The sequence below is a fragment of the Ancylobacter sp. SL191 genome (assembly GCF_026625645.1).
GTDB lineage: Bacteria > Pseudomonadota > Alphaproteobacteria > Rhizobiales > Xanthobacteraceae > Ancylobacter.
On record NZ_CP113056.1, the window covers coordinates 2,245,255 to 2,257,718 of the forward strand.

The 12,464-nt window shown below is 67.6% G+C and carries 10 protein-coding genes; 3 read left to right on the forward strand and 7 right to left on the reverse strand.

What is annotated here, in order from left to right; genetic code table 11:
- The first annotated feature begins 80 nt into the window (after positions 1–80).
- The 3 genes from OU996_RS10125 (at position 81) to OU996_RS10135 (ending at position 5,422) form a co-directional block, all read left to right on the forward strand.
- Complete coding sequence (locus OU996_RS10125; RefSeq protein WP_267585466.1) at positions 81–1,703, forward strand: amino acid ABC transporter permease/ATP-binding protein; 1,623 nt, start codon at positions 81–83, stop codon at positions 1,701–1,703.
- Positions 1,704–1,768: 65 nt separating this feature from the next.
- Positions 1,769–3,007, forward strand: coding sequence for an acetamidase/formamidase family protein (locus tag OU996_RS10130; RefSeq protein WP_267585467.1), 1,239 nt, complete (start codon positions 1,769–1,771; stop codon positions 3,005–3,007).
- A gap of 78 nt (positions 3,008–3,085) precedes the next feature.
- On the forward strand, positions 3,086–5,422 hold the full coding sequence (locus tag OU996_RS10135; protein ID WP_267585468.1) for an acetamidase/formamidase family protein: 2,337 nt from the start codon (positions 3,086–3,088) through the stop codon (positions 5,420–5,422).
- Positions 5,423–5,438: 16 nt separating this feature from the next.
- On the opposite strand, the gene OU996_RS10140 is transcribed toward OU996_RS10135, so the two are convergent.
- The 7 genes from OU996_RS10140 to OU996_RS10170 form a co-directional block, all read right to left on the reverse strand.
- Positions 5,439–6,359: a dihydrodipicolinate synthase family protein gene (locus OU996_RS10140; RefSeq protein WP_267585469.1), complete on the reverse strand. Its 921-nt coding sequence runs from the start codon at positions 6,357–6,359 to the stop codon at positions 5,439–5,441.
- A gap of 120 nt (positions 6,360–6,479) precedes the next feature.
- Positions 6,480–7,655: a M24 family metallopeptidase gene (locus OU996_RS10145; protein WP_267585470.1), complete on the reverse strand. Its 1,176-nt coding sequence runs from the start codon at positions 7,653–7,655 to the stop codon at positions 6,480–6,482.
- Between the two features lies 1 nt (position 7,656).
- Entirely contained in the window at positions 7,657–8,754 is a 1,098-nt protein-coding gene (locus tag OU996_RS10150) for a mandelate racemase/muconate lactonizing enzyme family protein (RefSeq protein ID WP_267585471.1), read from the reverse strand.
- Position 8,755: 1 nt separating this feature from the next.
- Positions 8,756–9,919, reverse strand: a complete 1,164-nt coding sequence (locus OU996_RS10155; protein ID WP_267585472.1) for a M20 family metallopeptidase — start codon at positions 9,917–9,919, stop codon at positions 8,756–8,758.
- 12 nt (positions 9,920–9,931) lie between these two features.
- Positions 9,932–10,708 (reverse strand): amino acid ABC transporter ATP-binding protein, encoded by a 777-nt coding sequence (locus OU996_RS10160; RefSeq protein WP_324290750.1) that lies wholly within the window; start codon positions 10,706–10,708, stop codon positions 9,932–9,934.
- Entirely contained in the window at positions 10,698–11,426 is a 729-nt protein-coding gene (locus OU996_RS10165) for an amino acid ABC transporter permease (protein ID WP_267585473.1), read from the reverse strand. Before OU996_RS10165 ends, OU996_RS10160 begins: the two co-directional genes overlap by 11 nt.
- Positions 11,427–11,472: 46 nt before the next feature.
- The gene (locus OU996_RS10170) at positions 11,473–12,282 is read right to left on the reverse strand and encodes an ABC transporter substrate-binding protein (protein ID WP_267585474.1); all 810 of its coding nucleotides are present in this window, start codon (positions 12,280–12,282) and stop codon (positions 11,473–11,475) included.
- Positions 12,283–12,464: the final 182 nt, after the last annotated feature.

A 12,464-nucleotide genomic window follows, 5' to 3' on the forward strand; every position in this document is an offset into this window, starting at 1 on the left:
CCCCGCGTTGAGGCCACGGGCGGACGCGCCGCCCGTGGCCTTGTCGGCATCACGCCCTGTGCCACAGCCCGGAAAGGCCGATGGATCTCTTCCTTCACTATCTGAGCATGCCGTATCTGATCGACGGCGTTGGCTACACGCTGCTGATCACCGTGCTGGGGCTTCTCGGCGGTCTCGCGATGGGCGTCGTTCTCGCCGCGATGCAGCTCAGCCGATTCCGCACGCTCGCCATCATCGCGCGCGGCTACTCCATCATCTTCCGCGGCACGCCGCTGATCCTGCAGATGGTGTTCTGCTACAATGCCTTGCCGATGATCGGCATCAAGCTGACGGCCATCTCGGCGGCGGGGTTGGCCCTGGCGCTCAACGAGGCGCCGTTCATCGCCGAAATCCTGCGCTCCAACGTCATTGGCGTCGATCGCGGGCAAGTGAGCGCCGGTCAGGCGCTCGGCATGACGCCGGCCGCCATCATGCGCCGGGTCATCGCGCCGCAGGCGATCCGCTCCATGGTGCCGGCGCTTGGCAATGAGGCGGTGAGCGCGCTGAAGAATTCCTCGCTCGCCTCGGTCGTCGCGGTGCAGGAGCTGACCCTGCGCTCGACGCAGCTTGCCTCCGCCACCTTCGATTTCTTCTCCATCTTTTTTGCCTCGGGGCTGATGTATCTCATCCTCACCGGGGCCCTGGCGGTGATCCAGATCGTCGTCGAGATGCTGCTCGACCTCGACCGCCCGCCGCCGCGCGAGCAGCTGCGCCGCTTCCTGCGGGCGCTCATGCCGGGCCGCGCGGAGGCCCCGGCGGCCATCCCCGGGGTGACGTCCCCAGACGTCGCTGCCGAGATACTCGCCGATGTGGCGGCCGATCCACTTCCGCCGGTCTCACCGCGGGCGGCCGTGGTGCCGGTCGATCGGGAGGCGCGCGCCCGCCGGATCGCCGGTAACAACATCGCCGTCGAGGTCGCCGGGCTGCGCAAGCGCTATGGCAACCAGACCGTGCTGGATGGCATCGACCTTACCGTGCGCGCCGGCGAGGTGGTGGCGCTGCTCGGCCCCAGCGGCTCGGGCAAGTCCACCCTGCTGCGCTGCATCAACCGGCTGGAGGGCTGGGAGGATGGTGCCATTCGCGTCGGCGGCCGCCGGCTCGGCAGCGACGAGGCCGGGCGAGCGCTCTCGCCGCGCGGCGTGGCGCAGATGCGCGCCAGCGTCGGCGTCGGCATGGTGTTCCAGCAATTTAACCTCTTTGGTCACCTGACAGCCAAGGAGAACATCGCGGGGCCTCTACGCTGGGTGCAAGGCCTTACCCGGCTCGACGCCGACCGGCGCGCGCAAGAATTGCTGGAGCGCGTCGGTCTCGCCCACCGCGCCCATGCGCTGCCGCGCCATCTCTCCGGCGGTCAGCAGCAGCGCGTCGCCATCGCCCGCGCCGTGGCACCGGGACCGAGCGTGCTTCTGCTCGATGAGCCGACTTCGGCGCTCGATCCTGAGCTGGTGGGCGAGGTGCTGGAGGTGATCCGCCGCCTCGCGGTGGAGGATGGTCTCGCCATGATCATCTCCACCCATCAGCTCCAGTTCGCCGGCGATGTGGCGGACCGCATTCTCTTCCTCGCGGGTGGCACCATCGTCGAGGAGGGCCCGGCCCAGCAGGTGCTGCGCGAGCCGCGCCACCCGCTCACCGCACGCTTTCTCAACACCATGGCCGCCGACTGACCGCCGGTCCGCTCCGTGTCCGGGCGCCTCAGCCCGGCGCCGACCTTTGCTCCATGAGGCCCGACATGACCAAGCATCACCTGCCCGCCACTCCTGACACCGTCCATTGGGGCTATTTCAGCCGGACGCTCGCGCCCGTGCTCACCATCAAGTCGGGCGATAGTGTCGTCGTCGAGAGCATCACCCACCATGCCAATGACGATTATGACCGCATGATCGCCGGCGATCCGGCCGCCGAGGAAATCTTCCTCTGGACCAAAGACCAGAAGACGATGCGCCGGCGCGGGGCGGGGGCGACGGACGGGCCGTTCACCTATGGTGCTGGCGAGGGTCTCGGCGTCCATCTGCTCACCGGGCCGATCGCCGTCGATGGCGCCGAGCCGGGCGACATTCTTGAGGTGCGCATCATCAACACCTGGCCGCGCCCGAGCGCCAACCCGGCCTATAAGGGCCGCTTCTTCGGCTCGAATCCTTCGGCCAATTGGGGCTTCCAGTACAAGGATCTGATCGAGGAGCCGAAGCCGCGCGAGGTGGTGACGATCTATGAGCTGGACATGGGCGAGGCGTCCGTCTCCGCGCTCTATTCCTACCTTTGGACGCCGCAGACCGACCCGGACGGCATCGTCCATCCCACCATCGACTATCCGGGCGTGCGGGTCGATCACGCGACCATTGTGAAGAAGGACGGTATCCTGTCCGGGATCAAAGTGCCGGCGCGGCTGCATTTCGGCACGATGGGCCTTGCCCCCGCCGAGGCGGATTTCGTCTCCACCATCCCGCCCAACTACACCGGCGGCAACATGGATGACTGGCGCATCGCCAAGGGCGCGCGGATGTATTACCCGGTCGCGGTCGAGGGCGGCCTGTTCTCCTGCGGCGACGCCCATGCCTCGCAGGGCGACAGCGAGCTTTCCGGCACCGCCATCGAGATTTCGCTCACCGGCGAGTTCGAATTCATCCTGCACAAGAAGGCGGCGCTGGAGGGGACGATCCTCGAAGGCCTGACCCATCCCCTGCTGGAAAACGACGATATCTGGTCGGTCTATGGGTTCAGTGTGGCGAACTATCTGTCCGAGCTCGGCCCCGACCATCAGACCGAGATCCTCTCGCGCGGCAGCCTCGACAGCGCGATGCGCGACGCCTTCCGCAAGCTGCGCCGCTTCCTGATGACCACGCAGAAGCTCTCCGAGGACGAGGCGATCTCGCTCATGTCGGTCGCGGCGGATTTCGCGGTGACGCAGGTGGTGGACGCCAATTGGGGCGTGACCGGCTCCATCCGCAAGAGCCTGTTCGCCGGGCGTTGACCTGCGTCCCGGCGCTTGAGATGGCATATGGCGGGGGCATGATCCTTGCCTGACTGGCCTCATGACGAGGTCCGACCGATGAATGCCGAGCCGTTCACCAGCGAGTCCTATGCCGAGGGCGCGCGCGAGCGCGCCTGGCAGGAGGTGCTCGGCGGTTTCGGGCTGCAGGCACTAGGCGCGCGGTTGGGGACGCCATCGCACGCCCGCGCGCTCTCGCGCCTATCGGCGCTCGGTGTGCGGCTGGGAACGCTGTCGGCGGACGCACAATCGCTGCGCCCGCTCGCCGGGCGCAGCGGGCTGCCGCTCCTGCTGATGCCGGTCGAGACCACGCTGGTGCTCACTCTTGCGGGCGAGACGCAGATCGTGCCCGCTGGCCATGTCGTCCTCGCCCCGCGTGCGGGCGACTGGCAGGTTCAGTTTCAGCGTGGCCTGCGGGCGCTGGTGTTGTCCGTTCCGGCGGAAGCCTTTCGCGGCCGCAAGGTCGCTCAACTCGCCGCCTGCCCGCCTCGGGTCTTCGCTCCCGAGGGGCTGGCGGATGTGCTTGCGCGGACGGTCCAGTCCGGCGCGGGCGCGCTCGACCGGCTCGGTGAGGCGGAATGGGAGACGGTGGCGCAGAGCGCCGCCGAGCTGCTGCTCGCGCTGACGGCGGAACTCGCGACCACCCGCGCGGATTCTTCCTCAAGCCGCGCTGCCCTGCTGCAGCGCATCTACGCCACTGTCGAGCGCAGCATCGGTCGGGAGGATCTGTCCATCGCCGAGGTGGCGCGGGCCGAGGGCATTTCCGAGCGCTATCTGCAGAAGCTGTTCGAGGGTACGGGGGAGAGCTTCAGCCATTATGTCCGCGAGCGGCGCCTGCAGCGCGCCTGGCACGACCTCGCCAACCCCGCCGAAGTGGCGGTGCCGATCTCCGAAGTCGCCTATCGCTACGGCTTCGCTGACTCAGCCCATTTCAGCCGGCTGTTCCGCGAACGCTTCGGCCTGCCGCCGCGCGAGTTGCGCCGGCGCGAGGCCGAGCGGCACGACCATGAGGCGCTGCCGAGCGGCCAGCGCGGTTGGCCGCAGCAGGCGCTGGTGCAATTGCGGGCGCGCCAGACCAAGGCCGAGCCGGACACGCGCCGCAATCCGGTTCTGGAGCGCACCCTGCCACCCGACGTACCCGAGGCGCCGGCGCATCACTATCTTCCGATCAATGCGCAGCATGTGCATTGGGGCTATTTCAGCCGCTCGCTCAAGCCGCTGCTGGAAATCGCGTCCGGTGACATCGTTACCGTCGAGACGCTGACCCAGCACGCCTCCGACGACCCCGAGCGCATGATCGCCGGCGATCCCGGCGCGGAAAGCGTCTTCCACTGGACAGCGACGCAGAAGGCGGTGGACCGGCGTGGCGCGGGGCCGATGGATGCCTCCGTCTTCGGGCGCGGGGCCGGGGAGGGGTTCGGCGTGCATATCTGCACCGGGCCCATCGCCGTGCGCGGTGCCCAGCCGGGCGACGTGCTGGAGGTACATATTCTCGACATTGAGCCGCGCCCCTCGCGACATCCGGCCCATGCGGGGCGCGTCTATGGCAGCAGCGTCGCCGCCTGGTGGGGCTTCCACTATTCCGAGTTCCTGAGCGAACCGCATCCGCGCGAGACGGTGACGATCTACGAGATCATCACCGACACGCCGGAACCCCATGCGCGGGCCGTCCATGCCTATCGCTGGGAGCCGCAGACCGATCCGGCTGGCGTGCGCCACGCGCTTTACGACTATCCCGGCGTGCCGGTGCGGCCGGGCACCGTGACACTGCAACAGGGCGTTCTCGAAGGGGTGCGGATTCCGCTGCGACCGCATTTCGGCGTCATCGCGGTGGCGCCGCGCGAGGCGGAGCTGGTGGATTCCGTGCCGCCGGCCTATTTCGGCGGGAATCTCGACAATTGGCGGCTCGGCAAGGGCGCCACCGTCTATCTGCCGGTCTCCGTGCCCGGCGCGCTGCTCTCGGTCGGCGATCCCCATGCGGCGCAGGGCGATGGCGAACTTTCCGGCACGGCCATCGAATGCTCGATGACCGGCACCTTCCGCGTCACGCTGCACAAGAAGGCGGATACCGCCGGCACGCTTCTCGCCGACCTCACCTACCCGCTGATCGAGACGCCGGAGGATTGGGTGCTGACCGGGTTCAGTCACCCCAACTATCTCGCCGAGTTCGGCGCGGACGGCCAGAGCGAGGTCTATTCCAAATCCTCGCTCGACCTCGCCATGCGCGACGCCTTCCGCAAGGTACGCCGCTTCCTGATGACGACGCGCGGCCTCAGCGAGGACGAGGCGATCGCCCTGATGTCGGCCGCCGTCGATTTCGGCATCACCCAGGTGGTGGACGGCAATTGGGGCGTCCACGCCATTCTGAGCAAGCGCCTGTTCGCTGACCGGAGCTGACCCGGCCGCGCCCGGATCAGGCCAGCGTGATGCCGGTGCGCGGGTCGGCCGCGAGCGTGCTCATCATCGCCGCGACCTCGTCGAGGGCGGGGCCCTCCAGATCGCGCAGCGGTGCCCGGACCTTCCCGCCGTCAAAGCCGCGCAGGTTCATTGCCGCCTTCACCATCTGCGGCTGGCCGTGCTTGCGGGCGAGCGCGCGGAACGCATACCACGCCCGGTGCAGGTCGCGGGCGGTGGCGGCATCGCCCGCCTCAAGCGCGCGGAACGTGGCGAGGATGATTTCCGGCAGTGCGCAGGAATTGGTCGAGGAAATTCCGTCAAATCCGGCCATCATCGGGCCGAGGAAGGCGAGGTCCGAGGCGCAGAACAGCTTAATGCGCCCGCCCAGCCGGTTGGCGATGCGGTCGATCGGCGTCACCGAGAGGTCGCCCTGCTTGATGCCGACGACACCCTCGATATCGGCGAGTTCCTCGATGATGTCGGGCTGCAGGGTAATGCCGATGCCCGGCGCGTTGTAGATCAGGATGCCGGTTTTCGACAGCGGCGCCATGTCCTTGAAGAAGGCGACGATCTGGCCGTCGGTGACTTCCGAGACATAGGGCGGCGTGACCATCGGCAGGCCGCCGAGATCGCCGGCCAGCGCGGTGAGGTCGCGCACGGTGCGGGCGTCCGAGCCGGCCGAGCACAGCATGACCGGCACCCGGTCGCCGACCACGGCCATGACATGGCGGAACAGATCGGCCCGCTCCTGCGTCGACATGGCGGGGAATTCGCCATAGGTGCCGCCGATGAGAATACCGTCATAGCCGAGGCCGATCACCCGCTCGACGGAACGGGCAAGGCCCGCCGTGTCGATGGAGCCATCCGCCGCGAAGGGCGTGACGGTGATGTTGAAGATGCCACCCAGGCGGGCGCGGCACTCGGCGATGTCTTTCATGGGGAAGGCCTTTCAGGGGGCAGGCGTATCAGGAGGCAAGCCGGATGCGGGTCCGGCCATGCCTTGGTGCGATGGGGGGCGCACCCGCCTCGGGCGGTTGCACCGGCAGGCAGGGTTCACTCAGGCGGCGACCTGATGCATGGCACGGTCGAGCGTTCCGAGAACCTGGCATCCGGTCTCGGTGACGACGATGGTCTCGCTCACACCCACGGTGAAGCGGCCATAGATGCGCAGCGCCGGCGGCAGGTGGAAGGCCATGCCGGGCGCAAGCTCGGTTTTCACCCCGGCGTTGAGGCTGAGAATGCCGCCCTCGCCCCAATCCGGCGCGAAGGAGATGCCGACGCTGTAGCCGAGCCGCTTGCGGAAATTGTCTGTGTAGCCGGCCGCATCGATCACCTTCTGGCAGGCGATGTGCGGCACCTCGCAGGCGACGCCCGGTTTGATCGCGTCGAGCGAGACGGCGAGTGCCTCCTGGCAGACCTTCATCATCTCGACCGCCTCGACCGGCGGCGTGCCGATCCACGCGGAGCGCATCAGCGCGGCGTGGTAGCGGTCATGCACGGCGGCCATCTCGATGAAGGCGGCATCGCCCGGTGTCAGCTCCCGGCGCTTCCAGGTGCCATGCGGCACGCCGGAGCGCGGGCCGGAGGAGACGAGTGGCTCCATGCCCATATATTCCGAGCCGGCGGCGATGGCCGCGCCCATCATGGCGGCGACGAGGTCGTTCTCGGTGTTACCCACGCGCATGGCGGCGAGGCCCGCCCTCATGCCGGCATCGACATAGGTCGCGGCGCGTACCAGCTTTTCCACTTCCAGCGGCGACTTCACCATGCGCAGCCTCTCCACCACGCCGGCGGCGTCATGGACTGTGCCGAGCGCGGCGAGCAGCGCTTCATAGGTGGTGATCGGCAGGAACCAGCCGCGCTTGTCGATGCCGACGCGCTTGGCCCTAAGCCCCTTGGCCTCGAGCTGCGCGACGAGGAAGCGCACCGGCTCGTCCGTATCCTGATAGATCGCGGCGTCGGTGATGAAGGTGTTTGCGACGAAGTTGAAATATTCGAGCTGACGGACGATGAAGACCGGATCGCCCTCGACCGGCAGCACCAGCGCCTGGAAGGTGTAATAGCCGGGCGTCTGCTGGCCGGTGAGATAGAAGATGTTCTCCGGGCCGGTGACGACCATGGCGTCGAGGCCGGCCGCGACCAGCCCATCGCGGGCGCGGGCGACGCGGGCGTCGTATTCGGCTTTCGGGAAGGCTGATTCCTGTCCCTGAACCACGCTGCTGATGGCGGTCATGTTACGAGAACTCCTTGATGAGATGCGTGGCGTTCGCATCGAAGGTCAGGCCGACGCCCGGCATGTCCGGGGCGGCGACGCGGCCATCGGCATAGGCGAGGCCGGGGGCGGGATCGTTGGTGAGGCCGTCGGCGCCGTAGAGTTCGGCGAAGCGTGGGCCGGTGGCGAGTGCCACATGCAGGGCGGCAGCGGTGGCAAGGCCGCCCTCGTTCATCTGGCCGATCATAAAAGGCACGCCAGCGGCGGTGAGGCGGCGTGCGGCGGCAAGCGTGGGAGCGATGCCCCCGAGCTTCACCAGCTTGAGATGCGCCATCAGTCCGTTGCCACTCGCGGCGATGCGGTCGACGTCCTCAAGGCCCTTCACGCTCTCATCCAGCATGATCGGCAGCGGACTGACGCGGGCGAGGCGATCGAGCGCTCCCCAGTCGCCGGGCGCGATGGGCTGCTCGACATAGGCAAGATCATGCGCGGCGAGGGCCGCGAGATGGCCGCGCGCCGCCTCCTCGCTCCAGGCGCCATTGGCGTCGGCGGCGATCTTCACCGCCTTGCCGAAGCGTGCGCGCAGCAAGGCGATGCGGCGCAGATCCTCGCCGATGTCGCCGGCGCCGATGCGCACCTTCAGGTCGCGGAAGCCGCGCGCGACATAGGCCTCGGCCTGGGCGATGAAGGTGGCGTCGTCGGAGACGAATAGGGTCTGGTTGGTAGCGTGGGCGACAGCCGTTTCCGCCGGCGCGCCGAGAAAATGGGCGAGTGGCAGGCCGGCGCGCTTCGCGGCGCGGTCATGCAGCGCGCCGTCGATCAGCATACGCACCGAGGCGCTCGCTAAGCGGAAGGCCGCTGGCGGCTCGGCGAGGAGGGTGGCGGCGTCCGGGCTGAAATCCAGCGCGCCGACGACGTCGACCGCTTCCGCCAGCACCTGCTCGGGGTCGAGGCCATTGAGATAGGCGATGTTGAGGCGCACCTCGCCCACCGCGACCGTCTTGCCGTCGTCGAGGCGTAGATAGAGGGTGTCCAGCCCGTCGATGCGGCCGGAGGAGGCGGTGTGGAGCACCAGCCCCCCGCCATAAGTCAGCAGCGCGCGATGAAGCGAGACCCGCATCTCAGGCACTCAACATATTGCGGGCAATGTCGCGGTAGATCAGCGCCGAGAGCTCGAACTCGTCCACCGGCACGAACTCGTCCGCCTTGTGGGCGACGGAGAGCGAGCCGGGGCCGATCACCACGCCTTCCGCCCCCGTGGAGCGGAAATGCACGAGGTCGCAGGCGCCCTGGAAGCCGAAGGGGCCGGCCTCGCTGATGCCGTGGGCGCGGCAGGCGGCAAGGCTGGCCTGCACAATGGGGCGATCCGGCGCGGTTTCGGTGGCGCCGCCGGTGGTCGGCTTCCACTCAAGGATTTCCGCCCGCAGGCCGAAACGCCGATGCGCTTCCGTGAGCAGCGCGGCAATGTCCGCCTTTACGGCCGCTTCATCCTCGCCGGGCACGAGGCGGCGGTCGAGCAGCAGGTCGCAGGCGCCGGGCAGCACATTGTCGGCATGCCCGCCCTGGATGCGGGTAACAGTCAGGCTGGCGCCGCCCACCAGCGGGTGGGTGCGGTGGCGCACATCGCTCTCATGGGTCTGCGCGATCAGGCCGAGCAGTTCCCCCGCGCGCAGCACGGCATTCTCGCCCAGATGCGGCGAGCCGGAATGGGCGGGCACGCCGAGCACCCGCACCAGCGGGCGCAGGCTGCCCTTATGGGCGGAATAGACGGTGTTGGAGGTCGGTTCGCCCACCACGGCAAAGTCGATGGTTGGCTTGCGCGAGGCATAGAGCTTGGCGCCTTCGCTGGCGACTTCCTCGTCGGCGACGAAGACAGCGAGCAGGGTGCCCGACCAACTCGCGCGGTCCGCCGCGAGAAGGCGCACCGCCTCCAGCATGGCGGCAAGTGGGCCCTTGCAGTCACAAGCCCCACGGCCGAACAGCTTGCCGCCCTCGGCGCGCAGCATGAAGGGGTCGGAATTCCAGCCCTCGCCGGCCGGCACTACGTCCATATGGGTGTTGAAAGCGAAGACCGGGCCGGGGCCGTTCACCAGCTTCGCTTCCACATTCACCCGGCCGGGCTTGTACTCGTCGAGGCTGACCTCGAAGCCCAGCGGCGCGAGAGCATCGCGGATGTAATGCGCGACCTCGATCTCGCGGCCGGCTGGGTTCTCGCTGCGGATGGCGACGAGGTCGGCCAGCGCGCGCGTCATGCGGGCGGCGTCGAGGGCGGGGGCAGACACCATGAGGGGCACTCGTCAGTGAAGGATCTGGTCGAGGAAGCGGCGGGCGCGCTCATTGACGGAGCCGCCGAAGAAGGCCTCGCTCGAGGCGGTCTCGACGACCTGACCGTTCTCCATGAACACGATCTTGTCGGCGGCCCGGCGGGCGAAGCCCATCTCATGGGTGACGACGAGGCTGGTCATGCCTTCCGCCGAGAGCTCGGCCATGACGTCGAGCACCTCGCGGATCATTTCCGGGTCGAGCGCCGAGGTCGGCTCGTCATAGAGCATCAGCTTCGGCTTCATCGCCAGCGCGCGGGCAATGGCGACGCGCTGCTGCTGGCCGCCCGAGAGTTCGTCCGGGAAGGCGTCCGCCTTGTCGGGGATGCGCACCTTGCCGAGCAACTCCAGCGCGAGATCATGCGCGTCGGCGCGCGACAGGCCGTTCACTTTCATCGGCGCGAGCATGATGTTCTCGGCGGCCGAGAGGTGCTGAAACAGCTCGAAATTCTGGAACACCATGCCGATGTCGCGGCGGATGCGGGCGGCGTGCTTGCGTTCGCGGGTGATGTTCGCGCCCTCGAAGAAAATGTCGCCGCCATCGGCTGGCTCCAGCAGGTTCACGCAGCGCAGCAGCGTCGATTTACCTGAGCCGGACGGGCCGATGAGCACCACCGTCTCGCCACGCGCGACGTCGAGGGAGCAGCCTTTCAGCGCGTGGAAGCTGCCGAAATGCTTGTCGATGCCGATGATCTCGAGCAGCTTCTCGCCGGTAGGGGATCGGGGCGCGACGGGCGTGGTGTCAGCGGACATCGGCGCTCTCCGTGGCCAGCAGCAGCCGGTCGACCAGCGGGCGTTTTTCGCGGCGGCGGTGCTTCTTGGGGTCGAGGCTGCGCTCCATCATCGCCTGCAGGATCATGAAGATGGTGGTGAGCGCGAGGTAGTAGACGCCGGCGGCGGTCAGCGCTTCGAGATAACGGAACGAGGCGCTGGCGGTCTGGTTGGCGACCAGCAGCAATTCCTCGACGGCGATCACCGAGACCAGCGCGCTGGTCTTCAGCATGCCGATCATCTGGTTACCCATGGGCGGGAGCACGATACGGGCGGCCTGCGGCAGCACGATCCAACGCATGACCTGCCCGGTGGTGAGTCCGAGCGCGAGTCCGGCGGTGCGCTGGCCCTTCTTCACCGCGTCGAGGCCCGAGCGCAGGATCTCCGCCATATAGGCGCCCTCGTTCAGGGCGAGGGCGATCACCGCGCTGAGAAAGGCCGACAGGCGAATGCCGAAGGTCGGCAGCACGTTGTAGATGAAGATGATCTGGAACAGCACCGGCGTGCCGCGGAACAGCCAGACATAGATCAGGGTGAAGATCTGCAGGGGACGTATTCGCGTCTCCTGCAGCAGGGCAATAACGAGGCCGGCCAGCACGCCGAAGAACAGCGCAGTGACCGTGATCAGCAGCGTCAGCAGCGCGCCGTGGAAGAAGGCGGGCGAGACGATGTAGTCGAGGACGATATCGAACGACATCATGCGCGTCTTCTCCGTGTGCTGGCGGCCTCGATAGCGGGTGGGGCGATCAGTTGAAGATCGACACCGAGGCCGGCAGGCTCCACTTCTTGATCAGCGTCGCATAGGTGCCGTCGGCGACGATTTCCTTCAGCGCGGCCTTCAGCGCTTCCTGCATCGCGGTGTCGCCCTTGCGGGTGGCCATGCCGATCGAGGTGTTGGATTCGAATTCGGTGCCGGCAGTTTCGAAGGCGCCCGGCATCTTCTGCAGGATCTCGGCCGCGCCGGGGGTGGAGTCGTAATAGGCGTCGGCGCGGCCTTGGCCGAGCGCCAGAGCGGAATCCTGCGCGGTCGGGAAGGTGAGCACCTTCACGGCGGCAAGGCCCTTGTCCTTGCAATTCTTGTCGTCGGCGCGGGCCTGGCTTTCCTGGATGCCGCCCAACGTCACGGCGATGCTTTTGCCGCACAGGCTGTCGTCGCGCCCGGTGATCTTGGCGGGGTTGCCGGCCTGCACCATCACCATGTTGCCGATCTTGAGATACGGCACGAAGTCGACCTGCTCGGCCCGGGCCGGGTTCATGTACATGGCCGAGTTGATGATATCGATGCGGCCACCCTGCAGCGCGGGAATAAGGCCCTTGAACTCCATGTTCAGCGGCTTGGGCGTGGCGCCGAGCTTCTTGCCGAGAGCCTCGATCATGTCGATGTCGAAGCCGGTCAGCTTGCCATCCTTCTGGAACTCGAACGGCGCGAAGGTCGCGGCGACGCCATAGGTGAGCGCGCCGGCCTCGACGAGGCCGGTCTTGGGCAGCTCGGCAGCCGCGGCGGCGTGCATCAGGCCGAGCGGGATAATGAACGCGGCAACCACTTTGCGGAACATGCGGATCCCCTGTGCGATCTGGATGAGGTTGGATTGGGCCGGCACTGATTGCACTAATTGATGCGGTTTATACAAAATGGCTGCGGCGCGTGAGTCAAGCTTTGGCTACTCCTTAAGCTGCACAAACTATGGGCGGCGATTGCCCAAGAGCTAGCGTCTTTGGGGTTTGTGAGGCTAGGATC

What these genes read in the sequence shown, in the direction of transcription:
- OU996_RS10125 (WP_267585466.1), top strand. Translation starts at nt 81, where the DNA reads ATGGATCTCTTCCTTCACTATCTGAGCATGCCGTATCTGATCGACGGC.
- OU996_RS10130 (WP_267585467.1), top strand. Translation starts at nt 1,769, where the DNA reads ATGACCAAGCATCACCTGCCCGCCACTCCTGACACCGTCCATTGGGGC.
- OU996_RS10135 (WP_267585468.1), top strand. Translation starts at nt 3,086, where the DNA reads ATGAATGCCGAGCCGTTCACCAGCGAGTCCTATGCCGAGGGCGCGCGC.
- OU996_RS10140 (WP_267585469.1), bottom strand. Translation starts at nt 6,359, where the DNA reads ATGAAAGACATCGCCGAGTGCCGCGCCCGCCTGGGTGGCATCTTCAAC.
- OU996_RS10145 (WP_267585470.1), bottom strand. Translation starts at nt 7,655, where the DNA reads ATGACCGCCATCAGCAGCGTGGTTCAGGGACAGGAATCAGCCTTCCCG.
- OU996_RS10150 (WP_267585471.1), bottom strand. Translation starts at nt 8,754, where the DNA reads ATGCGGGTCTCGCTTCATCGCGCGCTGCTGACTTATGGCGGGGGGCTG.
- OU996_RS10155 (WP_267585472.1), bottom strand. Translation starts at nt 9,919, where the DNA reads ATGGTGTCTGCCCCCGCCCTCGACGCCGCCCGCATGACGCGCGCGCTG.
- OU996_RS10160 (WP_324290750.1), bottom strand. Translation starts at nt 10,708, where the DNA reads ATGTCCGCTGACACCACGCCCGTCGCGCCCCGATCCCCTACCGGCGAG.
- OU996_RS10165 (WP_267585473.1), bottom strand. Translation starts at nt 11,426, where the DNA reads ATGATGTCGTTCGATATCGTCCTCGACTACATCGTCTCGCCCGCCTTC.
- OU996_RS10170 (WP_267585474.1), bottom strand. Translation starts at nt 12,282, where the DNA reads ATGTTCCGCAAAGTGGTTGCCGCGTTCATTATCCCGCTCGGCCTGATG.